This window comes from Deltaproteobacteria bacterium HGW-Deltaproteobacteria-18 (assembly GCA_002841885.1).
Lineage (GTDB): Bacteria > Desulfobacterota > Desulfovibrionia > Desulfovibrionales > Desulfomicrobiaceae > Desulfomicrobium.
The window spans coordinates 248388-273408 of sequence record PHBE01000002.1 but is presented as its reverse complement, the minus strand read 5'-3'; the positions used below and the strand labels follow the sequence as shown (position 1 = coordinate 273408).

General features: G+C 60.4%; 22 protein-coding genes. 15 read left to right on the top strand and 7 right to left on the bottom strand.

The genetic code is table 11. From position 1 onward, the window contains the following. Positions 1-175: 175 nt before the first annotated feature. Entirely contained in the window at positions 176-2104 is a 1929-nt protein-coding gene (locus tag CVU60_02630; GenBank protein ID PKN43270.1) for a lytic murein transglycosylase, read from the top strand. Between the two features lie 214 nt (positions 2105-2318). Here the strand turns inward: CVU60_02630 and CVU60_02625 are convergent, their stop codons facing one another. From CVU60_02625 to CVU60_02605, 5 genes are read right to left on the bottom strand one after another with little or no spacing between them, the layout of a single operon-like run. Further along, positions 2319-3110, bottom strand: a complete 792-nt coding sequence (locus CVU60_02625; GenBank protein ID PKN43269.1) for a molybdopterin-containing oxidoreductase membrane anchor subunit — start codon at positions 3108-3110, stop codon at positions 2319-2321. Between the two features lie 2 nt (positions 3111-3112). Next, positions 3113-3670, bottom strand: a complete 558-nt coding sequence (locus CVU60_02620; protein ID PKN43268.1) for a DMSO reductase — start codon at positions 3668-3670, stop codon at positions 3113-3115. 12 nt (positions 3671-3682) lie between these two features. Further along, a complete protein-coding gene (locus CVU60_02615) occupies positions 3683-5935 on the bottom strand; it encodes a DMSO reductase (protein ID PKN43421.1) in 2253 nt (750 codons plus the stop codon). Positions 5936-5964: 29 nt separating this feature from the next. Beyond that, the gene (locus tag CVU60_02610; protein PKN43267.1) at positions 5965-6597 is read right to left on the bottom strand and encodes a cytoplasmic chaperone TorD family protein; all 633 of its coding nucleotides are present in this window, start codon (positions 6595-6597) and stop codon (positions 5965-5967) included. A 46-nt stretch (positions 6598-6643) separates the two neighbouring features. Continuing rightward, a complete protein-coding gene (locus tag CVU60_02605; protein PKN43266.1) occupies positions 6644-7984 on the bottom strand; it encodes a helix-turn-helix transcriptional regulator in 1341 nt (446 codons plus the stop codon). Positions 7985-8100: 116 nt separating this feature from the next. On the opposite strand from CVU60_02605, the gene CVU60_02600 reads away from it, so the two are divergent. After that, positions 8101-8517 carry a hypothetical protein gene (locus CVU60_02600; protein PKN43265.1) on the top strand — a complete coding sequence of 139 codons (417 nt, stop codon included), beginning with the start codon at positions 8101-8103 and terminating at the stop codon, positions 8515-8517. Positions 8518-8589: 72 nt separating this feature from the next. Here CVU60_02600 and CVU60_02595 read toward each other — a convergent pair whose 3' ends face one another. Next, entirely contained in the window at positions 8590-8799 is a 210-nt protein-coding gene (locus CVU60_02595; GenBank protein PKN43264.1) for a hypothetical protein, read from the bottom strand. Positions 8800-9080: 281 nt separating this feature from the next. Here CVU60_02595 and mfd point away from each other — a divergent pair, with 281 nt between their 5' ends. The 7 genes from mfd to CVU60_02560 all read left to right on the top strand — a co-directional run bounded on the left by mfd (position 9081) and on the right by CVU60_02560 (position 18779). After that, a complete protein-coding gene (gene mfd, locus CVU60_02590; GenBank protein PKN43263.1) occupies positions 9081-12518 on the top strand; it encodes a transcription-repair coupling factor in 3438 nt (1145 codons plus the stop codon). Between the two features lie 196 nt (positions 12519-12714). Continuing rightward, positions 12715-13632 carry a hypothetical protein gene (locus CVU60_02585; protein PKN43262.1) on the top strand — a complete coding sequence of 306 codons (918 nt, stop codon included), beginning with the start codon at positions 12715-12717 and terminating at the stop codon, positions 13630-13632. A 39-nt stretch (positions 13633-13671) separates the two neighbouring features. Continuing rightward, on the top strand, positions 13672-14616 hold the full coding sequence (locus CVU60_02580) for a hypothetical protein (GenBank protein PKN43261.1): 945 nt from the start codon (positions 13672-13674) through the stop codon (positions 14614-14616). 30 nt (positions 14617-14646) lie between these two features. After that, complete coding sequence (gene recO, locus CVU60_02575) at positions 14647-15390, top strand: DNA repair protein RecO (GenBank protein PKN43260.1); 744 nt, start codon at positions 14647-14649, stop codon at positions 15388-15390. Positions 15391-15419: 29 nt separating this feature from the next. After that, a complete protein-coding gene (gene glyQ / locus CVU60_02570) occupies positions 15420-16289 on the top strand; it encodes a glycine--tRNA ligase subunit alpha (GenBank protein ID PKN43259.1) in 870 nt (289 codons plus the stop codon). Positions 16290-16329: 40 nt separating this feature from the next. Next, positions 16330-18411, top strand: a complete 2082-nt coding sequence (locus tag CVU60_02565) for a glycine--tRNA ligase subunit beta (protein ID PKN43258.1) — start codon at positions 16330-16332, stop codon at positions 18409-18411. 107 nt (positions 18412-18518) lie between these two features. Further along, the gene (locus tag CVU60_02560) at positions 18519-18779 is read left to right on the top strand and encodes a 30S ribosomal protein S20 (GenBank protein PKN43257.1); all 261 of its coding nucleotides are present in this window, start codon (positions 18519-18521) and stop codon (positions 18777-18779) included. An 18-nt stretch (positions 18780-18797) separates the two neighbouring features. On the opposite strand, the gene CVU60_02555 is transcribed toward CVU60_02560, so the two are convergent. Continuing rightward, positions 18798-18986 (bottom strand): hypothetical protein, encoded by a 189-nt coding sequence (locus CVU60_02555; protein ID PKN43256.1) that lies wholly within the window; start codon positions 18984-18986, stop codon positions 18798-18800. Between CVU60_02555 and CVU60_02550 the strand changes: the two genes are divergently transcribed. The 6 genes from CVU60_02550 to CVU60_02525 all read left to right on the top strand — a co-directional run bounded on the left by CVU60_02550 (position 18985) and on the right by CVU60_02525 (position 24981). Next, on the top strand, positions 18985-20124 hold the full coding sequence (locus tag CVU60_02550; GenBank protein ID PKN43255.1) for an ABC transporter substrate-binding protein: 1140 nt from the start codon (positions 18985-18987) through the stop codon (positions 20122-20124). The genes CVU60_02555 and CVU60_02550 overlap by 2 nt on opposite strands. A 64-nt stretch (positions 20125-20188) precedes the next feature. Then, positions 20189-21070, top strand: coding sequence for a branched-chain amino acid ABC transporter permease (locus CVU60_02545; protein PKN43254.1), 882 nt, complete (start codon positions 20189-20191; stop codon positions 21068-21070). A gap of 19 nt (positions 21071-21089) precedes the next feature. Next, positions 21090-22037: a branched-chain amino acid ABC transporter permease gene (locus CVU60_02540; protein ID PKN43253.1), complete on the top strand. Its 948-nt coding sequence runs from the start codon at positions 21090-21092 to the stop codon at positions 22035-22037. Further along, positions 22030-22803 carry a high-affinity branched-chain amino acid ABC transporter ATP-binding protein LivG gene (gene livG, locus CVU60_02535; GenBank protein PKN43252.1) on the top strand — a complete coding sequence of 258 codons (774 nt, stop codon included), beginning with the start codon at positions 22030-22032 and terminating at the stop codon, positions 22801-22803. The genes CVU60_02540 and livG overlap by 8 nt, the downstream gene beginning before the upstream one ends. Before the next feature lie 2 nt (positions 22804-22805). Then, the gene (gene livF, locus CVU60_02530) at positions 22806-23546 is read left to right on the top strand and encodes a branched-chain amino acid ABC transporter ATP-binding protein (protein PKN43251.1); all 741 of its coding nucleotides are present in this window, start codon (positions 22806-22808) and stop codon (positions 23544-23546) included. 148 nt (positions 23547-23694) lie between these two features. After that, a complete protein-coding gene (locus CVU60_02525) occupies positions 23695-24981 on the top strand; it encodes a phenylacetate--CoA ligase (protein PKN43250.1) in 1287 nt (428 codons plus the stop codon). Positions 24982-25021 lie beyond the last annotated feature (40 nt).

Sequence of the window (25021 nt, the reverse complement as noted above, 5' to 3'; positions counted from 1 at the left end):
CGCCCCCGGTCAAAGGATAATGGGCGGATTTGAATTGCCCGGCAGAGATTTGTGGGAGAGATGTCATTTCGTGGGCTGCCGGATGTTTTTTGGAAGACATGGGTCTTTCTGATTTGTCGGGCTTGCAGGCCTGGGGCAGCCTTGGCAGTATGGAACAAAATATCGGGAAGGACGCATGATTTTCATCTCTCGCATTCTTGTTTTCGTATGCATGGCTGCCTTCGGTGTCATGATTTCCTCGCCGAGCCATGCCTCTGGCGAATACAGGCGCCAGATTTTTATCCAGGCCGAGGAGGCGCTCGGCAAGGGGCAGCGTCAGGATTACCTGGCCCGCAGGACCGAACTGGGCGATTATCCGCTGCTGCCCTATCTGACGCAGCAGGATCTGGAAGGGCGCATGGAGCCCGGCATCGCCGGGGAGGTGCGCGTCTTTCTGCGCGACTACGACGGCACCCCGCCTGCCGATGCGCTGCGCAGGCCATGGCTCGCCCAGCTTGGCAGGAATGGCCAGTGGAACCGCTTTGTCGAGGACTATCGCCCGCAAAACGACGAGAACCTGCAATGCGAATACGGACAGGCCCTGCTGAATACGGGCAGGCGTTCCGAGGCCATGGACCAGGCCAGGTCATTGTGGCTTTCGGGGTCGCCGCGCCCCAAGTCCTGCGATCCCCTTTTCGAGGCCTGGATCAAAAGTGGCGGCCTGACCAGGGATTTGACCTGGCAGCGCATCGAACTGGCCATGCGCAGAGGGCAGACCAGTCTTGCCAAGTACCTGAAGCGTCATCTTGGTCCTGCCGACGCGCAGTGGCTCGACTACTGGCTGCGGGTCGACCGGCAGCCCTCCCTGATTCTGGAGCGTGACTGGTCCTCGGTGACCCACGATCGGATGGATGCAATCCTCGCCCACGGCATGCGCAAGATGATCCGGAATGATGCGACCAGGGCCGCTGCGGACTGGGACGGCCTGCGCCGCAGAAGCGGCCTTGATCGTGCGCGATTTGCGGCCATCGAAAATAATGCGGTCATGTACATGTGCCTGCGTTTTGAGCCCGGCGCACTGGCACGGGTGGAGTCCATGCCGGAAGACCTGCGCAGCGACTCCGTGCGCGAGTGGGCCGTGCGTGCGGCTCTGCGTACGCAGGACTGGCGGGTGGCGCTGCGCATGCTTGAAAGCCTCACCGCAGCCCAGAAAGAGGAGTCCCGTTGGCGATACTGGAAGGGACGCGCCTTGCAGGAGAATGGCCGGGACCTGGAAGCGCGGGAAATTTTTGAAGCACTGGCCGGAGGACAGGATTACTTCGCCATGCTGGCCCTGGGGCATCTGGGTCGGCCGCTGGTGGTGCAGCACGACCCGCTGACTGTTTCGGACGAGGCCGTGCGCCGCGTCGGGAAGCTGCCCGCCCTGCAGCGCGCCGCAGAACTTCATGCCCTTGGGCGCTACGGCCCGGCCCGACGCGAGTGGCAACAGGCCCAGCCTGGCCTCGACGCCATGGAGCTGGCTGCTGCCGCTGCCTGGGCGCACGGGCTTGGCTGGCATGACCGGGCCATTGTGGCCACCGCCGCGGCAGGGCACATGACGGACCTGGAGCTACGTTTTCCCCTGCCGCACAGGGACATCGTTTTTGCCGAGGCCGGCGCCGCGGGCCTCAGCCCGGCCCTGATCTACGGGGTGGCGCGTCAGGAGAGCCTGTTCATGTCTGACGTAGGGTCTTCTGCCGGGGCCCTGGGGCTGATGCAGATCATGCCGCAGACAGGCAGGCGCATCGCGCGCTGGCATGGCGAAAAATTGTCCCATCCCATTTTGCTGCTGCAACCCGAGCGCAACATCCGCTACGGCGCATCCTACCTGCGCAGGCAGCTCGACGACCTGCAAAACAATCCCTTGCTGGCCACCGCCGCCTACAATGCCGGGCAAAGCCGGGTCAAAGGCTGGCTCCCGTCAATCCCCATGCCCGCCGATGTCTGGGTAGAAACCATCCCGTATAATGAAACCAGGAACTACGTGGAAAAGGTGGCCGCCTACACGGCCATCTACGAATCCCGCCTGGGCGTTGCGCTCCGAAACCCTCTGGCGCGGCTGCCCATGGTGTATCCGCGTGGCTGAGATGTGCCGCGGCGTGGTGGCGTAAAGGATTCAGGAGCCTGAAGAAGTCAGCGAAAGATTTGTTTTGAATGATTTGCTTGCGAGGTGTTCCAAGGGATTGTTTATGGAGTTGCCAATTTCTGCTGGCCTGACAACAAGGAGGGGGGCAGGGCGGTTGCTGGCTGGTAAACCAGGCGGGGACCGAACCAATCGGTCCAGTCCCCTCGGGTATTTCTTAATAGGGTGCGCCGATATTGACGGCTGTGTGGATTGTTTCGGAAAAGAACACTGCACGGCCCGCCAGTTCTCCGGCCAGGGCCAGAAGCGGAAGCCAGACGGGGATTGTCCGGTTCTTCCAGAGCACGCCAAGGCAGGCCGCCATCAGCGCGATGTGGGCCCAATACAGCGGAGCGCCGAGCCAGGCCAGGCCTGTCTGACGCATGATTTCAGATCCGGAAAGCCAGGCGCAGGGAACCGTGAGGCGCACGACCAGTCCGACCACGAGGGCCGTCACGAAGATGCGGGCCAGCAATGGCTGGTTGACCGCTGCGGCGAACCAGCTTGCGAATCCGGCGCCCAGGACCACGGCGGAGATGAGGAAGAAGACCGTGGGCAGGGCGTTGTTCACCGCCGGCAGCGCGGGAGGAGCATAGGTCATGCCCGAGGCCAGGAGCGCCAGCAGTCCGGCCAGGACCGATGCCCAGACCAGCACGGGAGAGCCTTTTTCCCGCCCTGTGGCTGCAGCAAAGGCCGCCAGCGCGAAAAAGATTCCCGCTGCGAGCACTTCGCGGCTGAGCCACGCTTTCTCAAGATGCGCAAGGGCGCGGTACGATTCAAGCGGATGGCCGAGATGGAAGAGAGAGGCCGCGATGCCCGCGCCCATGAAGGCCGCGATCAGCGTCCATTCCTTGCGGGCGTTGCCCTCGCCGGGGCCCGCGTGGAGACGTACGGCGTTCATGAGAACCAGACCGATGGCGGCCTGCGAGAGCACCGTGAACAGGACCAGTGGTAATTCCATGGATTGCATGCCTACCTCCTTACCATTGTCGGGACTTTGGGCATGATGAACCGGGTGGAGGAGTTCACCTTGTCGTTTTTCGGAAATCCGGGAGGAAACTGGACATGGTTCCCGGGCTCAAGGGTGGCCAGATCGATGAGTTTCAGCGCGCCTGTTGGGCAGCTTTGCACGCAGGCGGGCAAAAGCCCCGCGTCAAGCCGTTCGTGACAGAAGCTGCATTTCTCCGCGCGTTTCTCGACTGGGTTGTACACCGGCGCGCCGTAAGGGCATGAGCGGATGCAGTTCCCGCAGCCGATGCATTTTTCCTGGTGATGGACGACGACTCCGTCCTCGCGCTTGGTGTAGGCTTCCACCGGGCAGACGTTGAGGCAGGCCGGATTTTCACAGTGGTTGCAGGCCAGCGAGAAGAAGGCCCGCTCCCGATGCGGGTATATTTCCTCATTGAGCGGGTAGACGTGCCGCCACACGACACCTTTTTCCTGATGGTAATAGTTGCGGCAGGCCATGGCACAGGTGAAGCATCCGATGCATTTCTCCGAATCGACCAAAAAGGCATATTGTTTCTTCATTGCATTCACTCCTTAGACCCGTTCCACATTGGCGAACTGGCCATGAATGGCGACGCCAGGCGCTCCGGTCTTGTATGCACCCATGTCTGCGGATTCATCGTCCACCAGGTTCTGGACGTTGAAGTCATTCCCCTTGCCGAACCATGCTTCATAGATGACCAGACATTTTTTGGCGACGTTGCTTGTCAGCTTGACCTTGACCTTGAGCTCTCCAACCTTGTTGAAGACACGCACCATGTCGAGATCCGCAATTTTCTTTTCTCGCGCGTCATCGGGATGCATATAGAGAAACGGTTCCTTGTTGAATTCATGCATCCAGTCGAGATTGATAAACTGAGAATGCAGGCCGAATTTCGTATGCGGCGTCAGCAGCCTGAATTCGTCGTACGGTTTTCGTCCTTCCTTGTATCTTGGCAGGGCATCGTGGCCGTTCTGCTGGCACAGTTCCGAGTGAAACTCGTACTGGCCGGAAGGCGTGCCGAATTTCCTGTCGCTCCAGGAAGCGGAGGACGCCAGCTTTGCCTTGACGGGACCGTTCTTGAGGTCGGTCCAGTGTTTTATGCCCAGGTAGTCGTAAATGCCCTGGTTGAATTCCTTCTCAAGCCACTCCCTGGTATCGATGTCCTGCGGGAATGTGCAGGATCCGGGTGAGAGTTCGTTCATCTTCTTCGAGAGCAGGGCGGCAATCTCGATGTTCGACTTGGTCTCGTACATGGGTTTTATGGCCTGCTCGTTGATGCCCACCCAATAATGCCAATAGGAGGCGTTGACGGTCCACTCCTCGAACAGCGTGGTCACCGGCAGCACGATGTCCGAGTTGTTCACCGTTTCGGTGAAGAACTGTTCCACCGAGACGACCATTTCCAGCGAGTCGAAGGCTTTTTCCAGCTTGGGGCGGTCAAAGTCCTGGGCAAAGGGATTCTTGCACGAAACCCAGAGCATCCTCAAAGCGGGATCCTTGGTGTCCAGGATGGCCTGGGCCGTCTTGTTGATGTTCACGGTGCGGTCCGTGAAGCTGGCGGCCTCGGCCTTGGTGAAGTCGAATTCGCCCTTGGGACCGGTTGCCCCGATGAATCCCCGGGAACCTTCGGGCTGCTTCTGGAGCAGCGCATGGTAGTTGAAGCCCCAAGTCCGCAGGTGACCGTAGCGCGCCCCTCCGCCTTCCTTGCCGACATTTCCGGTCATGGCGACGAGGGCGTCGATGGCGCGGACCGAAGCCCCGCCGTTGGTGTGCCGCTGCATTCCGTAACCGATCCAGATTGTGGCCGGATCGGCGTTTGCAAACTCCTCGGCCACTTCCCTGATCTGGTCGGCGGGGATGCCGCTCACGCCTGCCGCCCACTCCACGGTGACGTTATCGCGCAGGTAGGCGGCGAATTCGTCGAAGCCCTTGGCGTGATTGTTCACGAAATCGCTGTCCACCAGGCCATTGTCCAGGATGTGGCGTGCCATGCCCAGCGCCAGCGCGCCGTCACTTGATGTTTCGGGCTGCCAATAGACATCGGCCTTGGCGGCGGTCTGGGTAAAAACGGGGTCGACGACCACGACCTTGGCCCCGCGCCGCTTGGCCTCGTTGACGTACTTCATGGAGTGCACCGAACACCACGCCGGATTGGCCCCCCAGACGATCACGTACCTGGATTTGACCATGTCCTCGGGATCGTTGCACCACATGTCGCCGAGGTCGTAGTTCTGGGCATCGATGCCGGCCGGCCAGCAGGGAGTGCCCACAAAGCGGGTCGTATAGCCGAGCGAAGACATCATGCCCTCGACGCCGTAGTTGGTGATGCCGAAATTTCCGGAATACTTGGTCAGTCCCATTCCCAGCAGGGAACCGTCCTTTTCCTTGATTTCGAGGATCTTGCCTGCGATGCGGTCCATGGCTTCGTCCCATGTAACGCGGCGCCAATTGCCCGTGCGACGGCCGTCCTGCACCATGGGGTACTTGATCCGGTCCGGGCTGTAGACCCGTCTCGGGTAGGCGTAGCCTTTAACGCACAGGCCGCCCTGGGTGAACGTGGATTCCTGCGCCCCCTCGATGAATTTGACCACCCCGTCCTTGACGTACGTCTTGATGGAACAGGTATCATAGCAGTTTCTGGGGCAGGCGTTCCTGAAGATCTGGAAATCCTGCTCCCTGAACGCCGTTGCGGCCTCGGCCGAATACGGCATCAGCAGCCTTAGAGGGAGCAGCGAGGCCGCTCCGGCCACGGAGATCCCTTTAAGGAATTGACGCCTGCTGAGAGCTCTCGTTTTTTGAGACATGCAATCCTCCTCGCGCGTCGCCAGTCCGGTCATTCCGGGAGCGGCGGCGCAGTTGTGTTGAGTTCCTTGTCGAACCACGCGGCCAGGGCGTCCGCTGCAAGGGCAATGACTCCGCCGGCGGATGCGTGTGTCCTGGTCGCCAGGATGAAGGGCGGAAGCCACCGGGCCAGGTGCTCGCGCACGAACCATGCGTGCAGGGCCTTTGTCTCCGGGGAGGGCGGGGCGTCCGCGCCCAGAGCGCTTTTGAGGACGATCATCGCTTCCAGTTCAAAGGCCAGATGGTCGTCGGGGATGACGCCCTCCTGCGGCACGGTTAGCCCGAGTTGGTGATAAAGCTGCCGGGCTTCCAGGGCTGCTTTGCCCATAACTACCCGGTCGGATTCGCAATACGCGGAGGCATACAACGGGGCGGGGACGGCGGCAGGGCCTACGAACAGGCGGTTGAATTCATACTCGACCGTTGTCCAGTCCGTGTCGGGGGAGATGACGGCATCGACGCTTGCGGCGATGCGCGTGGCAGCATCCCTCAGTTCGACGGCGGTCGAAGCGGAAAAGAAATCGCGCAGGTCTTCGATGCAGGTGATACATGCGTCGGTCATGCTGGCGCACCTCGGTAACGGGGAAAAGGGTTCTTCACATCCTTGTATACCGAATACGTGCATGACGCCATGTTAAACAGGCGGGATTCAGGGTATATGTTGGGTAGCTTTATCTACCCAGTGTGTCTTTCAGCCCCATGGTGTTGAGATGGGCGTAAAGGCTGATGCTCTTGCCGAGCAGGCCGAGCTTGCGGCGAATGTTCTTGCGGTGGGTCTGGATGGTTTCGACGGAGAGGTTCATGAGATCGGCTATGTCCTTGTTGGAGTGGCCGGATTGAATGAACTGGCAGACTTTCATTTCCATCTGGGTGAGCTTGAGGAGCAGGGGCATGCCGCTTGAGTCCCGGGGCAGCAGGCGCGTAAGCTGGTCCTTGACGACGGTGACGTAGCCCTTGCGGATCGCCGGATCGTTTTCCGACTCGATGCGCTCCAGTGCAGGCAAAACAAGGGTGTTGACCTTGGCGGCCAGGTTGCTGGCGTGGTCCTCGTGCTCCTTGCCGACGCTTTTGAGGACGTTGCGCAACGTGATGTTCATCTCCTCGAGCTGAGCTTTTTCCTTGCGCAGCGCCTCGGTCTTTTCGTCGACGATGCGTTCCAGGGTCTGACGCTGCATGGCCTGCGTGGTCATGTTGGTCAGCACGAAGATGTACTGGTCGCTGGCCAGGCTCACGGAGTTGATGGGGTTTATCTGCATCCGGTAGATTGTGGTTTCGTCAATCGGAGCCAACTCGCAGGTGATGCCGACCGGATAGTAGCGCAGCAACTCCTCAACGGAGAAGCCTTCGAGGGAAAGAACCTCCCAGATCGGGCGACCCAGCGTCGATGCCTCACCCATGACCGCCTTTACCGCGGCATTGATGTTGGCCACCGATCCATTGCCGTCCACCACGAACATGAGATCGGAAGTGGCGTTCAGGATGTTCTCGAAGCGGCACTTTTCGAGGGTCAGGAGGCGGTTCATGTCGTCGAGTTTTTTGTCCGAGAACTCGGGGAAGATGCGGATCCAGTCCTGCAGGTACAGGACCTCCAGCGCGTCTCCGTAGATTCGGACAAGCCTGCGTGCCTCGACCTTGCGGTCGTACTGGGCATCCATGCTCTCGATGACGTCCAGCAGGCTGTAGACGAAGGTCTTGAAGCAGCCCAGAAACATGTCGAAGGTGATGCCGCGGGCGCGGTGACGGCGGGACGACTCGATCAGAAAGCGTTCCCAGCCGTTGTCGCGCCGCAGCAGTGAGGAGAATTCGTCAGGGATGACGTCGTGCTCGATGTCTTCGATAATGGGCTGCAGAAACTCCTTCAGGGCGACCATGCAATCCACGCGCTTTGCCGTGGTGTGTTGCAGATACCCGGCAGCTTCCATGCGCAGGGACCAGCGCGCGAGAAAGTAGTCCTGGTGCGCTTCCGTCAGCCCAAGCAGGATCTGATAACATGTGGAGTCCTTTGCGTTCATGAGGCCCTTGTGTTGTTTGCTTGATCTACCCATTGCCTACCCACGGACTTGCCATATTTCTTTTAAGGGGTATCAGCAAGACAGCTTGGACAACGCTCAAAATCCGAGGTGAAGTGATGCGCGGGTTTCATATTTTGCTGCTTATGGCGGCTTTGCTCTTGCCTGGAGCCGTTTTCGCGGCCGATACGCCGCCCAGGGACATAGGGAAGGCAGAAGACGCCCGGCTGACCATTGCCGGAGACCGGGTTGTCGGCGCGCAGCTTGTCGCCACTTTCGAGATGGGCGGTTACGAAGTGCCTGAAGGCATGTACGCATCGATCAATGTCGACGTGGAGAAGCGGCCGCAGGGCGGAAAACCGGACATTCTGACAGGGTATCCCCATACGCGCCTCGTCTTCGACGTGCCGGGCACCTACGAACTCAGATTCAGGCTCAACCAGATCAGCAAGTCCAGCTGCGGCGGAGTGGACGCCGTCCCGCTCCTGGAAACGACGCAGACCCTTGTCATTCTGCCCGCCGAAAGCCGCCAATGAATCGTGCCCTAGTCCGTAATCAAAAAAAAAGCTCCCGGGAAAGGGAGCTTTGGAGCGTCTATGGCAGGAATTTTATATTTCGCCCATGGAGTAGCGCAGCCTGAGTTCGTTCAGGATGGCGTTTTCGTAGTGCATTGACGGCGGTTCTTCATGTTCCGTGGGTTCGAGGTAGCGGTCGAGCATCTGGCTTTCTTCCCAGAAATCAAGCAACTCGTCGTTGCCGAGGATCTTGAGCTGGTCTTCCAGGGTGAAGGGATCCTCGTTGGGAAGGAATCGTGCCATGAACTGCTCCTTGGGAGTGAGTGGTGAACGGTTAGGTACGGATCGACCAATACGCACCCGCTTCAGACCTGTCCACCAAAATGTCCGGCCGTGACGGTACTCTTTGCGGGAAGGCTGTCCGCCTCGTGCGCAAGTGCTTGACCTTGCCCCTCTTTTGGGCAACGTAAAACGATTCGATGCGGACAGGTCACGCGCCTGTCTTCAATATGCCAATGGCTCCAAAGCCGCTCCTTCCCGGGGGCGGCTTTTACCCGTTGCCTTTAACCCGGACCGGTCGCCACGTGATCATCCCTCAAGCCTTGCAGAAGCTCATCGACGGCGCCGAGCGTCAAACCAGAATCTTCAAAAGCGGTCCCGCCTCGCAGATGTCCCTGGCTCAGGCGCTGATCGAAAAGGGGCACAATGTCGTGCTGGTGCTGCCGCCGAGCGCGGATCTGCCCCTGTACGATTCCCTGGCTCGCCTCTTCTCGCCCGCAGACAAAAATCTTTCCTTCTGGGACCGACGCTGGCTGCGCTTTCCCCATTATCCAGTGGAAGAGTCGCGCCGTTCTCCCTGGCCGGAACGCTGGCGGACTCTTTTCGCCCTGGCACGGAAGAAGCGGGGGCGCGGAGTGCTCTTGCCGCTTGAAAACCTGATCCAGAAATGGCCGCATCCGGAACTTTTGCAGCGGGAGCACCTGGAGCTGTCGGAGGGTGAAGAGATATCCCAGGAGGATCTCCTGGAGACGCTGGTCAATTGGGGCTATGCGCGCGTGTCCATGGTCACCGCCGTGGGCGAGACCTCCCTGCGCGGCGACATCATGGACATCTTCTGTCCCGGATACGACCACCCGCTGCGACTGGAGTTTTTCGGCGATACCCTTGAAAGGGTGCGGCTCTTTGAACCCATGTCCCAGCGGTCCCGCGCCGACCTCAAATCCTTGACCATCCTGCCCGTGGCCGGATGCATCGGCGCCGATACCTACAGGGAAGAGGCCCGGAGCATGTTCGACGGATGGCTGCGTCTGGGAGAGATTTCAAAGCCTGTGCGGGCGGAACTTGAAAAGGAGCTGATGCAGGTTCAGCCGCACCTTCCGCCGAGTATGTACTATCCACGGACCGTGGGCCTGGAGGCCTGGCTGCCTGAAGGAAGCATCTTTGTAATGGCCGAGGCCCAGGACTTGCGGACCAAGCTCGACGAGACAAGCTGGGCCTGGCAGAATTTTTTTCGCGACGACGAGCGGCAATGGCCGCGCCACGGCCTGATCCAGACCCCCGGCGATGTGCGCAAGACCTGGGAGGACAACCGGCAGATTCTCTGTGAGAGCCTGGTCATGGGCGTGCGCGAGGACGGGCTGGACCTGCCGGAAGAGGGGGTAAGCTCCTTTGAGGATCTGTTCTGGACTCCGGAAAGCCGCTCCAGGCCATGGCGTGCGCTGATGCAGGAGCTTGCCGTCTGGCGCAAGACCTACGCCCAGACCATCTTCTGTTTCCATACCGAACAGTCCCGCAAGAAATTTCTGCAGCTCGCGGCCCAAGACGACCATGTGCTCAAAACCGAGTACGACGCCACGGGCAGGGGAATCTTCGCGCTGGTAGGCTCCCTCGGGCATGGCATGCGCCTGCCCTGGGCCGAAATTCAGATTCTGCCCGAGTCCGTGCTCCAGCCGGGTGCTCCCAAGGCGCAACGCAGCGCGGGCAAGGCGTTCAAGGGTCTCGATGCTTTCGATGAGCTTGAATGCGGGGACCTTCTGGTCCATCGCGACTACGGCCTGTGCCGCTTTGGCGGCTTGCATCGCATCAAGTTCGGAGATGTCGCCAACGACTATCTTCTGTTGCAGTACGACGGTGAGGATCGGCTCTATCTGCCCGTGGACCGCCTGGGTCAGGTGCAGCGCTACAAGGGGCCGGACGGCGCAGCCCCGGCCCTGGACCGCCTGGGCAGCGCGGCCTGGAGCAAGGCCCGCGAGCGCACCCGCCAGTCCATCGCCAAGATCGCGCGCGATCTGGTCGAGATGTACGCCTTCCGCAAGATCACCAAGGGGTTTCAGTACAATCCCATCTCGGAGCTTTACTGGGAATTCGAAGCCAGCTTCGGGTTTGAGGAGACGCGCGACCAGGAGAAGGCCATCGCCGACGTCCTGGCCGACATGGAGAAGCCCGAGCCCATGGACCGGCTGGTCTGCGGCGATGTGGGCTTCGGCAAGACCGAAGTGGCCCTGCGCGCGGCCTTCAGGGCAGTCCTGGACGGAAAGCAGGTGGCCCTGTTGTGTCCGACCACCGTCCTGGCCGAACAGCATTACCAGACTTTCAGGCAGCGCATGGAGCCGTTCTCCATCACTGTGGGCCTGCTCAGCCGCTTTGTTCCCGCTGCCGCGCAGAAGCGGACCCTGGAAGCCGTGAGGCGCGGGCAGGTGGACGTTCTGATCGGCACCCACCGGATGCTCTCCAAGGATGTGGAATTCTCCAATCTGGCTCTCCTGATTCTCGACGAGGAGCAGCGTTTCGGCGTCAAGCACAAGGAGCGCATCAAGAAGATGCGTTCGACCATCGATGTCCTGACCCTTACCGCCACGCCCATTCCGCGTACCCTGCAACTGTCCCTTTCCGGCATCCGGGGCCTCAGCGTCATTGAAACCCCTCCGCGTGACCGCAAACCCGTGGAGACGTCCCTGCTGGAACGCGATCCGGCCCAGCTCAAGGCGATCCTGGAGCGCGAGCTGGCCCGGGGCGGTCAGGTTTTCTGGGTCTACAACCGGGTGCAGGGCCTGGAGCGGGTGGTGGAGTTCGTGTCCTCCCTGGTCCCCGGGGCCAGGGTGGGCATGGGGCATGGACAGATGAAGGCCCAGGATCTCGAAGAGACCATGCACAAATTCTGGCACGGCGAGCTCGACGTGCTGGTGTGTACGGCCATCATCGAGTCGGGTCTGGATTTTCCCCGCGCCAACACCCTCATCGTCGACCAGGCCCAGCTCTTCGGGCTCGGCCAGCTTTACCAGTTGCGCGGACGGGTGGGGCGCTCCAGCGAGCAGGCCTACGCCTATTTCATCATCCCCGACCTGGACCGCCTGCAGGAGACCTCGCGCAAGCGGCTCAAGATCATCCTCGACATGGATTACCTCGGGGCCGGTTTCAAGGTGGCCATGGAGGACCTGCGTCTGCGCGGGGCCGGGAACATTCTTGGCGAAGCCCAGTCCGGGACCATCGGCAAGGTGGGGCTGGACCTCTTCTTGGAGATGCTCGAAGAAGAGGTCACCAGGCTGCGCGGCGGAAAGGTCGAGACGGAGATCGAGCCCGAGCTCAACCTCGGCTTCCAGGCCCTCATCCCCGAGGAATACGTGGCCGACGGCAAGGAGCGCCTGCATTACTACAAGGCTTTATCCTCCTGCCACGACGAGGGGGCCATCGTCGAGATCGTGGACGACATGCGCGACCGTTTCGGCTCCCTGCCCGAGGCGCTGAAAACCTTTGTGGCCGTGCTCATGATCAAGATCGACACGCGCAGGCTGGGCGCGGTGCGGGTGGATCTGTTCGAGGAAAGGGCGCTTATCCACTGGGACGAAACCCGGCACAACATTGACCTTTCCAAACTCATGGATTGGGTGGGCGAAAATGCCGCCTGTGCCCGGATTCTGCCTCCGGCCAAGCTTGAGCTGCGCCTGTCCGGTGCCTCGCCGACCCTGGCCATGCATGCGCTCAAAGACATGCTGCTGGTGCTCAGGGAGCGGATCAGGCTGTGAAGGCCCGCGCCGGGAGCCTCTCCAAGTTTGAACTGGACTCGGTCAGCGCTGGAGGGTAGTACGTGGGCGCATTGTCTCAACTTCTTCGAGAGCAGCCGAAAGGTTGCCAGAGTGCCTTTGTTGCCGGTCCGGAAAATGATGTGCGGGACATAAGGGCCTGCGCGGTTCCTCAAATAAATAAAATGAGACCTGATTTATGAAAAAATGCAGTGTTTGTGCTGTCTTGGCGTTTTCTCTTTTCTGTGTCCTCGCGGGCCTCGGTCAGGCCGCGCAGATGGTCGATCGCATCGTGGCCGTGGTCAATGGCGAGATCATCACCTACCAGGAATTGCAGCAGCAGATCCGTCTTGTCGTAGGCCAGACCCCTGATCCCGAAACGGCCGAAAAAATTGCTCCCCAGGTCCTCAGCGAAATGATCGATGGCATCATCCTGCGGCAGGAAGCAAAGCGGCTCAAGATCGAGGTCTCCGATTCCGAAGTGGATAATGAGATCCGCCAGTTCAAGGCCCGCCGCCGTCTGAGTGAAGAGGATTTCGAGCGCACCTTGCGTCTTCAGGGCCTGACTCCCGAACAATTCAAGGAGCGCAGCCACGAAGACATCATCAAGCACAAGATGCTCGGCTACATGGTGCGACGCAAGGTCGTGGTCACCCAGGAAGAGATTGACGCCTACAAGGCTCAGAACAGCGCTGAACTGACCACCGAACGCATCGTGGACGTGCAGATGCTCGTGCTCGTGGAAGAGGAGCGCGCCAAATCGGTCTGGCAGTCTTTGAGCGCGGGAGAGGTCAGCCTGGATGAAGCCGTGGCTCGTTATTCCATCGGTCCCAAGGCCGACAACGGCGTCATGAGCGACGTGCGTTGGAGGGAATTGGCCGAGCCATGGCGCGAAGGCCTGCGATCTCTGAGTGTGGGCGAACTGAGCAAGCCTTTTCTGATCGAGGACAAATGGGTCATCCTGAAACTGCTGAACCGTCGGGACGGAGCGCCTCAGGAGCAGGCCGCCATGGATGAAGATGTGCGGGAAGCCATCATGCGACCCAAGCTGGAAGAGCGCTTCAAGGAATACATGGACGGTCTGCGCGGCAAGGCCATCATCCAGAACAAGCTTTAAGTCTGCGATTCGACAAACCATGCATGGAGTTTCCTGAATATGGATTTGATTGAGATCGGAACGGCACTGCGCGAAGGCCGAGAACGAAAAGGGCTGACAGTCGAGGCGGTCGAAGAGAAGACCAAGATAGCCCCTTCCGTCATTGTTGCCCTCGAAGAAGGCAACAGCGCGAGATTTCCTCACGCAGTCTACGCCAGGGGTTTTGTGCGGAGCTACGCCTTGTTGCTGGGTCTGGACGCGCAGGAATTGTGCGCGCATTTCAGTCGTGAATACCCAGTGCCCAAGGATAGCGATCAGGCGGACTCCCATGCGCCCCATATCCACGTCAAGATGCACGATTCGGGCAATGTCGTGACCACCGTGCGCATTGTAGCGATTCTGGGCATTCTGCTCCTCGGGGCCCTGGGATGGTATGTTTTCGACCACTATCGTGGGCGGACTCCCGAAGCTCCCGCTCCGGTGGAAGAAGAGATGAGCCCTGCGGTCCCTCCGGCGGAAGTTCTGCCGTCCGGGTCTCTGCCTGCCCCGATGACCCAGATGCAGGAAGTGGCGGCCACGCCGACGGCACAGGCCGGAGCGGATATGGGCGCCAATGCCACCGCTGAAGACGCACTGAACGCCACCACCGAGGCCTCCGCTTCTGTGGTGGAAGCGGGCGCTCCGGAACCGGCGCAGCCTGCCGCCGTCGAACCGTCCGCCGAAGTGGCTAAGGACGTCCGGCCGGAGCAGCCTGCCGCTCCCGTGACGCCCGTCAGGGAACGCAGCCTGCGCATTGTGGCTCATTCCGCGAGTTGGCTGCAGGCCCGGCCCGACGACAAGATTCTGGATTATTTCCTGCGCAAGGGCGAGTCAGCCACGGTTGCCTTCAGCGAATCCCTGAGCATCAAGTTCGGCAACGCGGGCGGGGTCAAGCTTGAACTCGACGGTCAGCCCTATCCCTTCGAGGGAGCTCTGGGCGAGGTTAAGACCCTGGTCGTGGAATAGGCGCGGCAGACGTGGGACCGGGGACGGAACATGGAATTTTCTGAAAAGGTCCTGGTGCTGCGGGTGGGCACTTTTCGAGAAGCGGACTGCTGGGTCCGTTTTTTTTCTCCCACGCACGGCCTTCTGACCGCCTTCGCCTTTGGCGGACGCCGCAGTCGCAAGCGTTTCTGCGGCTGTCTGGATCAGCTCAGTCAGGTCCATTTTCGCGTCAGCCAGGGGCGGCAGGAGTATTTGTGCCTGCAGGAGGGCACGCTTATCAACGGCTTCGGGGAGCTCAAGCGTGATCTGAAGAAGCTCGGCATGGTCAGCAACTGCGTGCGGTTTTTCGAATCCCTGCCATTTACTCCCGACGGTTATGCCCCGGCCCACGAGCTTTTGCTCGAGACTCTCGAGGCCCTGGACGAGGACCGGCCGGGATCATGGTTCATCCCGCTCATGTTCCGGGCCAAGATGGCCTTCTCCCAGGGCTATCAGCCGGATCTGCAGCGGTGCCGGCAGTGCGGAGGACCGCTCGATGCCCATCACCGCGCCGTTTTCGCCGTGCAGGAAGGCGGGCTTTACTGCCTGCGGTGTCCTTCCGGCGGTGGTGCCAAAATTTCCACTTCCCGCGAAACCTTGAGCCTGCTTTTTGGCCTGGCCCGCTCCGGCCCCAGGGAATGGGCGGACTGGGTGCCTTCGGCCAAGGTGCGGGAAGAGTGCGTCCGTCTGGTGGATGCTTTTGTTCAATGTCATCTTGGCCTGACCTGCGAAGGCAATCGCTTCGTGCGGAGCTAGGCAGAATAGATTCCTTAAGGAGCTTGTGCATGAATTTTCAGGACGTCATTACCAACCTGCAGCGTTTCTGGGCCGATCAGGGCTGTGTGTTGCAGTTTCCATACGACATGGAAGTCGGGGCGGGAACGTTCAACCCGTCCACTTTTTTGCGGGTGCTGGGGCCCGAGCCATGGAAGGTGGCCTATCCCGAATCCACCCGCAGGCCTACGGACGGGCGCTACGGCGAGAACCCGAACCGTCTGCAGCATTATTTCCAGTTCCAGGTCATCCTGAAGCCCTCTCCGGCCAATGTTCTGGAACTTTATCTGGACAGCCTCGGGGTTCTCGGCATCGACAAGCACGTCCATGACATCCGCTTTGTCGAGGACGACTGGGAGAGCCCGACGCTTGGCGCCTGGGGCCTGGGCTGGGAAGTGTGGCTCAACGGCATGGAAGTGACCCAGTTCACCTATTTTCAGCAGGTCGGGGGCATCAATCTTGAGCCTATAAGCTGCGAGATCACCTACGGTGTGGAGCGGCTGTGCATGTATCTGCAGGAAAAGGAGTCAGTCTACGACCTGGCCTGGAACGACCATGTGACGTATGGGCAGGTCTATCATCAGGCCGAGGTGGAGCACTCCAAATACAATTTCGATCACTCCAGCCAGGACATGCTGCTGGGGTTCTTCAATTCCTGCGAGGCCGAGAGCGCCAAGCTGTGCGAAGCCGGATTGCCCTGGCCCGCCTATGATTTCTGCCTGAAATGTTCCCATACCTTCAATCTGCTGGATGCGCGCGGCGCGATCTCCATCACCGAGCGGGCCAAGTATATCGCCCGGGTGCGCGCCCTGGCGTCGAACGTAGCCAGGCTTTACGTGGAGCAGCGCGAGGCCATGGGGCACCCGCTCCTGAAATCCTAACCGTCCCCCTTTTTGAAGGGTTTTTAGATAGGGAGTTTTTATGAGGCATTTTGTTCTTGAAATCGGTGTGGAGGAAATGCCGGCGCGTTTCCTGCCCCTTCTGGACCGGGAACTGGCGGATCGTTTTGTGGCCCATCTGTCCGAGACGGGCCTGGAATACGGCCGCGTCGCCACGGCATCAACCCCGAGGCGGCTGGTGGTCGATATCTCAGGCCTGGCCGACATGCAGAAGACCGAGGAGATAGTGGTATCGGGCCCTCCGGCGCGCATCGCCTTCGACGCCGATGGCAATCCGACCAAGGCCGGACTGGGATTCGCCAAGTCCCAGGACGTGGATTTCGAGCGGATCTACGTGGAAAAGACGGACAAGGGCGAGTATCTGGCCCTGAAGAAAACCGTGGGAGGGCGAACTGCAGTCGAGATCCTGTCCGAAGCCTGCCGGGCGATTCTGCCGAATCTGACTTTTCCCAAGAAAATGCAGTGGATGGGCAAGGAATGCACCTTTGGGCGCCCGGTGCGCTGGATTTTGGCCATGTTGGACAGTGATGTTGTTCCTTTCGACTTTGCCGGCCTCACGGCTTCCAGCCAGACCAGGGGGCACCGGGTCATGGGTCCTGGGCCCTTCGCGGTGTCTCATGCCGACGATTACGCCCGGATTCTTGCCGAAGAGGGCAAGGTCATCCTGGACGCCGCCGACCGCAAGCATGCCATCAAGGCCGAGGGCGACAGGCTTGCCGACGAAGTGGGCGGCAGCGTCGAGTGGTCGCAGTCCCTGCTCGATCAGGTCGCCAATCTGGTCGAGACGCCTCGCGCCATGCTCGGCGGGTTTCATGAAAAATTTCTTGAGCTTCCGGCCGAGGTCCTGCTGACCAGCATGGAGACGCATCAGAAAAGCTTTGGCCTGCGCGGTGCGGACGGAAAGCTGCTGCCGTATTTTTTGACCGCCGCCAACATCGAGTCCCGCGAACCGGCACTTGTGCGCAAGGGCTGGGAGAGGGTGCTTCGCGCCCGCCTGGAGGACGCCCGCTTTTTCTGGGAGGCCGACTGCGCCGCGACCTTCGATCACTGGCTGGACAAGCTGGACAGGGTCATCTTCATCGGGCCTCTGGGCACCATGGGCGAAAAGACCCGCAGGCTTGAAAAGCTCTGTTCCTTCATCGCGTCAAGCGTCGCTCCCGAGCTGCAGGACGCCATGGCCCGCGCGGGACGCCTCTCCAAAGCCGATCTGGTTTCGGAGATGGTTTACGAATTCGATGACCTGCAGGGCAAGATGGGCGGCATCTACGCCCGTCTCAAGGGGGAGAGCGAGGTCGTGGCCCAGGCTCTCTACGATCAGTACCTTCCTGCGGGGCAGGATTCGGATTTGCCTTCAAGCATGGCCGGCGCCATCCTGTCTCTGGCCGACAAGCTCGATAACCTTGCCGGGTGCTTTGGCCTGGGCATGATGCCCACGGGTGCTGCCGACCCGTACGCGCTGCGCCGCAACGCCCTTGGCGCGTGCCGCATCATTCTGGAATTGGGACTCAAGGTCGATATCTCGGTCCTGCTGCGCCAGGCTCAGCAGGGTTATGCCGGAGTAAACTGGAAGTTCGGCGAGGACGAGGCCCTGGAAAAGCTCATGGATTTCTTCGGGCAGCGCCTGCGCGCCTACTGGAACGGCCAGGGTGTTCCGACCCTGGTGCTGGAGGCGGCCATGGCTCCCGGTTTTGCCGACATTCACGATACCTGGCTGCGTGTGAACGCCCTGGCGGAATTCAGCCGCGAAGATGATTTCGAAGCTTCGGTGCTGACCTTCAAACGTGCGGCGAACATCATCCGTAAGCAGGCCGATCAGGATCTTTCGGGCGTGGTGCGCGAGGACCTTCTTGAGGTCGATGCGGAGAAATCGTTTTGGGCCACGCTGCAGGGGATCGAGCCTGTTTGGGTCGAACTGGCGGCGACGGCGGACTATCCGAACATGCTGTCCCGTCTGAGGGTGCTGCGCCCGGCCGTGGACGAATTCTTCGACGGGGTCATGGTCATGTGCGAAGATCCCGGACTGCGTGCCAATCGCTTGAATTTGCTTTATCGACTGGTCAACACCCTGGGGCGCATCGCGGATTTTGGAAAATTCCAAGTCTAGGCTATGAAAGCTTGACAGCGCCCGAACGCTTCAGCTAATGACGCCAGATTGCAGAGGCATCTTGATGCTGATAGAAACACGCGTTTAATTTGAGAAGGAGTTATATTTTGGCCAATCACAAGTCTGCCCTGAAGAGACACCGCCAGAGCCTGAAGGCCCGTGAGCGCAACAGAATGATGAAAACTCGGGTGAAGAATGCCACAAAGGCTTTGCATGCAGCCATCGAGTCCAAAGACACCGAAGCTGTCACAACTGCCCTGAAGAACGTCACCGCCATTCTGGACAAGGCCGCGAGCAAGAAGATTGTACACTGGCGTACAGCAGCCAGAAAGATTTCCAGGCTCTCCGTGGCCTCGAACAAAATCTAGTCACTCTACGCTTTCAATTCAGAAATAAAAGCCCATCATGATGCTGCATGATGGGCTTTTTGTTTTTGGGCGGGCGGATAGGTCTTCTGGGACCCCTGTGGCCTTCGAAAAGTCCATGAATTGACACTGCTGTGCGATCAAGTTATCGATTATCGTTCGATAGGCTTTTTTTTCGTTTTTTTCATCAAAATTTTCGGAGGGTTCCATGAAAGTGGCGAAATGTATCGTTGTGCTTGCAGTGTATCTGCTTGCGAGTGTTCCCGCCTTTGCGGCCGATGCCATCAAGATAGGCGCCATTCTTTCCGTGACCGGTCCGGCGTCCTTTTTGGGCGAGCCCGAAAAAAACACGCTGATCATGCTCCAGGACCAACTCAACGCAGCCGGCGGGGTGAACGGGCAGATGCTCGAAGTCATCGTTTACGACGACGAATCCGACGTCAACAAGTGCGTCATGGCCGCCAAGAAGCTGCTCGATCAGGACCAGGTGGCCGTAGTTATCGGGCCCAGCATTTCTGGCAATACCCTGGCCATTTCCAAGTTTTTTTCTTCCGCCGAGGTTCCGCTGGTTTCTTGCGCAGCCGCAGAGAAGATCGTGCGCCCTGTCGATCCGTGGGTGTTCAATACGCCGCAGCTTGATCGCCACGCCGTGACCAGAATTCTCCTGGACGCCAAGGCCAAGGGGTATTCGCGGCTCGCCATTCTGACCGTCTCCGACGGCTACGGCCAGGCCGGTCGCAACGTCCTGAAGGAACTCATCCCCGCGCAGGGATTCGAGCTTGCCGCCGATGAGGTATACGGGCCCAAGGACACGGACATGACCGCGCAGCTGACCAAGATCAAGGGCTCTGGCGCCGATGCCATCATTTGCTGGGGCACCAATCCCGGCCCGGCAGTGGTTGCGCGCAACCGCGTGCAGCTCGGTCTGACCGTGCCTCTGTACATGAGCCACGGCGTGGCCTCGAACAAGTTCATCGAGCTTGCCGGGGAAGCCGCCGAAGGGCTTGTCCTGCCCGCCGGGCGGTTGGTGGCAGTGGATCAGGTCCCGGCCGATCATCCCCAGAAGGCGGCGCTTGAAGCCTATGTGGCTGGATACACCAAAACCTACGGCACCCAGGTCTCGTCTTTCGGCGGCTATGCCCACGATGCCTTCGCTCTGGTTATGGAAGCCATCTCCAAGGGCGGTTCCGCCAAATCCGCCGATATCCGCGGCAACCTGGAGAAGATTTCAGGCTTTGCGGGTACCTCGGGAGTGTACACCTATTCGCCCGATAACCATAACGGCCTCGACGAGTCCGCGTTCATAATGGTCACCATCGAGAACGGCACCTGGAAGGTCTTGAACTAACAATGTATCAATGCTGATAAGGCCGGTGGAAAAACATATCCGCCGGCTTTTTTAACGTGAGAACATGGATCCATCTAGTCTGCTGCAATATCTGATCACTGGCCTGACGCTGGGCAGCACCTACGGGCTCACCGCCCTCGGTTTCACCATCATCTTCAATACCACGGGCGTCATCAATTTCGCCCAGGGCGAATTCGTCATGCTCGGCGGGATGATGAGCGTCTATTTCATGCACTCCCTGGGTCTTGGCGAGCCCACAGCCGTGGTGTTGGCCGTCCTGGGTGCCACCATGGCCGGAGCTCTGGTTGAACGTCTGGCCATCCGTCCGGTGCGCGACTGTCCGACCATCAACCTGATCATAATCACCATCGGCGTGTCCATTCTCATCCGCGGTCTGGCCATGCTGCTCTGGGGCAAGGACACTCATGTCCTTGAGCCGTTTTCCGGAAATCAGCCGATCATGTTCCTGGGCGCTGCCATCATGCCGCAGGCCATCTGGGTGCTGGTCATAAGCCTTTTCCTGCTCGGGGCCTTGAAGCTTTTTTTTTCCGGGACCATCCACGGCAAGGCCATGCTGGCCTGCTCATACGACTCCAAGGCTGCATCCCTGGTCGGCATCGGCGTGCAGCGCATGGTGCTCCTGTCGTTCATGATTTCCGCCCTGGTCGGTGCCGTCGGCGGCGTGATTCTGGCGCCCATCACCATGACCTCCTACGACGTCGGCATCATGCTCGGTCTCAAAGGGTTCGCGGCCTGTATCCTGGGCGGGCTTGGCAATCCGTTCGGGGCGGCGGCGGGTGGCGTGATACTCGGAGTGCTGGAATCGCTGGGGGCGGGATTCGTGTCCTCGGCCTACAAGGACGCGCTGGCCTTTGTCATTCTGCTGATTCTTCTTTTCGTCAAACCTTCCGGCCTGTTCGGCCTCAAAGATTCCAAAAGGGTGTGAAGTGGCGTATCGAAAGGACATGATCTGGCTGGCGTTTTTTTTCGGGTTGCTGATGCTGGCCCCGACGCTGCTGCCGAACAACTACTATCTGACCATCCTCATTCTTGGATGCCTGCATGCCATGAACGCCGTGGGCCTTTGCCTGCTGGTCGGACATGCCGGACAGATATCCCTGGGACATGCCGGTTTCTATGGTCTTGGGGCATACACCAGCTCCTACCTGAGCACGACCGTGGGCCTGTCGGTCGGTCTGTCCATGCTCTCAGGCGTGGCCCTGACAGTGGTGGTCAGCATCCTGGTGGGGTTGCCGTCGCTGAAGCTCAAAGGACACTATCTGGCCATGGCGACCCTCGGGTTCGGCATCATCCTTTCCATTCTCTTCACCGAAACCGTGGATATAACCGGCGGCCCGTCGGGTTTTGTGGGTATTCCGCGTCTGTCCCTTTTCGGCCTTGAGCTGCGCAAGGATGTGACCCTTTATCGCGCCGTGGCCGTGATGCTGTGCCTGATTGTCTGGCTTGCCTTCAACCTCCTGCACAGCCGCGTCGGCCGGGCCCTGCGCGCGCTGCACACCTCCGAGCGGGCGGCCGAGGCAATGGGGGTGGACATCGCGCGATACAAGCTCCTCGTTTTTGTCCTGTCCGCCGCCTTTTCGGGCATTGCCGGGGTTCTTTACGCACACTACCTGACCTTTATCGCCCCTTCGTCCTTTGGCTTCATGTTTTCCGTAGAGCTTATCGTCATGGTTGTGCTGGGCGGCATGATCAGCGTGCCGGGAGCCATCGTGGGAGCATTTTTTATCACTGTCCTTCCTGAATTCCTGCGTGCCTTCGAGAATATCGAGGTGCTGCTTTTTGGCGGCATCCTGATTCTGTGCATGATGTTTCTGCCTGACGGCATGGCCGGTGGGTGGAACAGGCTGTGGTCCTGGGGCAAGGCCCGGCTTTCGGGGGGTGCTCATGGATAATGCCATTCTCGCCTGTAGCGGAGTAGCGGTGCGTTTCGGGGGTGTGCAGGCCTTGGCCGACATTGCTTTCGAGGCCGAAAAGGGAAAGATCACGGCCATCATCGGACCCAACGGGGCGGGCAAGACCACGCTGCTGAACGCCATTTCGGGCATGGTCACGCCGAGTCACGGGACCATGCTTTTCGATGGACGCGACATCACATCCCTGCAGGCGCACAAGCGGGCTTGGGGCGGGATGGTTCGCACCTTTCAGAACCTTGAAATTTTTTCCAACATGACGGTGCTTGAAAACGTGACCATGGGCTGCCACGGACGGCTGACCGTCCCGGCTTGGCACAGCCTGCTGCGCACGCCCAGATCCCGGCGTCTGGAAGACGAGGTCCGTCGCGAGGCCCTTGAAGCTCTGGAGTTCGTGGGCATGTCCGACCTGGCTTCAGCCACGGCCAAGGATCTGGCTTTCGGCAAACAGCGCCTGCTCGAACTGGCGCGCGCGCTGGCGGCGCGGCCAAAGCTCCTGCTGCTCGACGAGCCTGCGGCCGGGCTCAACATCGCCGAGACACAACTTCTGGCCGACCTGATCATGCGCATTCGCGACACCTACAATCTGTCCGTCATCCTGGTCGAGCATGACATGGAACTCGTGATGCGCATCAGCGACTCCATCCTGGTGCTGTGTTTCGGTCAGACCATCAGCCGCGGCACCCCGGCGCAGGTCCAGAAGGATCCCAGGGTCATCGCCGCGTATCTGGGCGGGGACGAGGACTGATCATGCAGCCCACACTTCTTTCACTCAAGAACATGGATGTTTTCTACGGTCGCATTCACGCCGTGCGCCGGGCAACCCTGCACGTCCGAAAGGGCGAGATCGTGGCTCTCATTGGCGGCAACGGCGCGGGCAAGACCACCATGCTCTGCACCATCTCCGGACTGATCCGGCCAGGGCAGGGCAGCGTCATGTTCGATGACTTCGACCTGGCGCGGCGCAGTCCCGAGCAGATCGTGCGCGCCGGGATCTCGCATGTTCCCGAAGGGCGGCTGGTGTTCAGCCCGCTCTCCGTGGAGGACAACCTGCGGCTCGGCGCCTACACCCGGCCGCGTTTCCGGCAGCGCGCCGGCATTGCCGAGGATCTGGAGACCATGTACTCCATGTTTCCGGTGTTGCGCGAGCGCCGCGCCCAGGCCGCCGGGACCCTGTCCGGCGGTGAACAGCAGATGCTGGCCATCGGCCGGGCGCTCATGGCTCGGCCCAGGCTGCTGCTCCTGGACGAGCCGGGCATGGGTCTGGCCCCGCTGGTGGCCAGGGATATTTTTCGTCACATTGTGGAACTGCGCGATCGGCTGGGTCTGACCGTGCTGCTGGTGGAGCAGAACGCCCGCAGCGCGCTCAAGATTGCCGACCGGGGCTACGTGCTCGAAAACGGACGGGTCATTCTGCAGGGCACGGCCGACGAACTGCTGGCCAACCGAGACGTCCAACGCGCCTACCTGGGCCGCGAGCTGGACACTTGAAAAGGCCCGATTGCTGCGTTGCTGCGGCCAAAACGAGGCCTCACGTATTAAGATACGCTTCGACCTCGTTTTGCCCTTGCGCCTTGCACTCGAACCTTTTCAAGCGTCCAGCGCATGATTCCGAAATTATGGGATTATAGGGGGAGATATGTACTGGCAGAGCGAATATGAATGCATGGAGCGTGGAGAGCTGGAACTCTTGCAGCTGGAGCGCCTGCAGGCCACCCTGAACCGGGTGGCGCGCAACGTGCCGCTGTACCGTAAGCGTTTCGCGGAACTGGGCATCGATCCCTATGACGTACAATCTTTGGAAGATGTGAAGCGGCTGCCTTTCACCACCAAGGAAGATTTGCGGCAAAACTATCCCTACGGCCTTTTTGCCGTTCCCCTGCGCGACGTTGTGCGTATGCAGGCGTCCACGGGCACAACCGGCAAACCCACGGTGGTGGGCTACACTTCCGGCGATGTGCGCCGCTGGTCCGAGCTTGCTGCGCGCATCCTCACGGCAGGCGGGGTGACCAAGGACGATGCCGTGCAGATCGCCTTCAACTATGGCCTGTTTACCGGCGCTTTCGGCGTGCACTCCGGGGCGGAGCTTATCGGCGCGTCGGTCATCCCCAGCTCCGGAGGGGACCCGCGCCGCCAGATTTCCATCATGCAGGACTACCGCACCACGGCCCTCGTATGCACCCCGAGCTACGCCCTGCATCTGGCAGACACCCTGGACGAGATGGGGGTCAACAAGACGGCGCTCAGCCTTCGCTTCGGCCTGTTCGGATCCGAACCCTGGACCGAGGAGACGCGCCGCGAGATCGAAGACCGTCTCGGCATCCTGGCTACGGACAATTACGGCTTGAGCGAGATCACGGGCGTGGCCGGGGAGTGTCTGGAGCGGGCCGGGCTGCACATCAACGAGGATCATTTCCTGGCCGAGATCGTGGACCCGCAGACCGGAGAGGTCCTGCCCGCCGACGCCAAGGGCGAGTTGGTGCTGACCACCCTGACCAAGGAAGCCTTCCCTCTGATCCGTTTTCGCACCGGGGACCTGACCACCCTGATCGACGCCCCCTGCGCCTGCGGGCGGACACTAAAGCGCATGACCCGCATCCCGGGACGCAGCGACGACATGCTCATCATTCATGGCGTCAATGTCTTCCCGTCCCAGATCGAAGCGGTAATCGCCGGTACGGGTCTGATCGATCCGCACTATCAGATCGTTCTCGATCGGGTCGGACACATGGATCTGGCCACCATCAAGCTCGAAGCCCCGGAATCATTCTGCACCGATTCCATCAAGCAGTCCCAGCGCATTCTTGAAAACGTGCGCATCCGCCTGCAGACGGAACTGGGGGTGGCCTTCGAGGTCCGCCTGGTGGAACCGCGGACCATCGAAAGGGGCAGCGGGGACAGGATCGTGGACCGGCGCAAGATGTAGGCTTTTTCTCATCCGCAAACAAAACGCCCCTGGTCGTCTG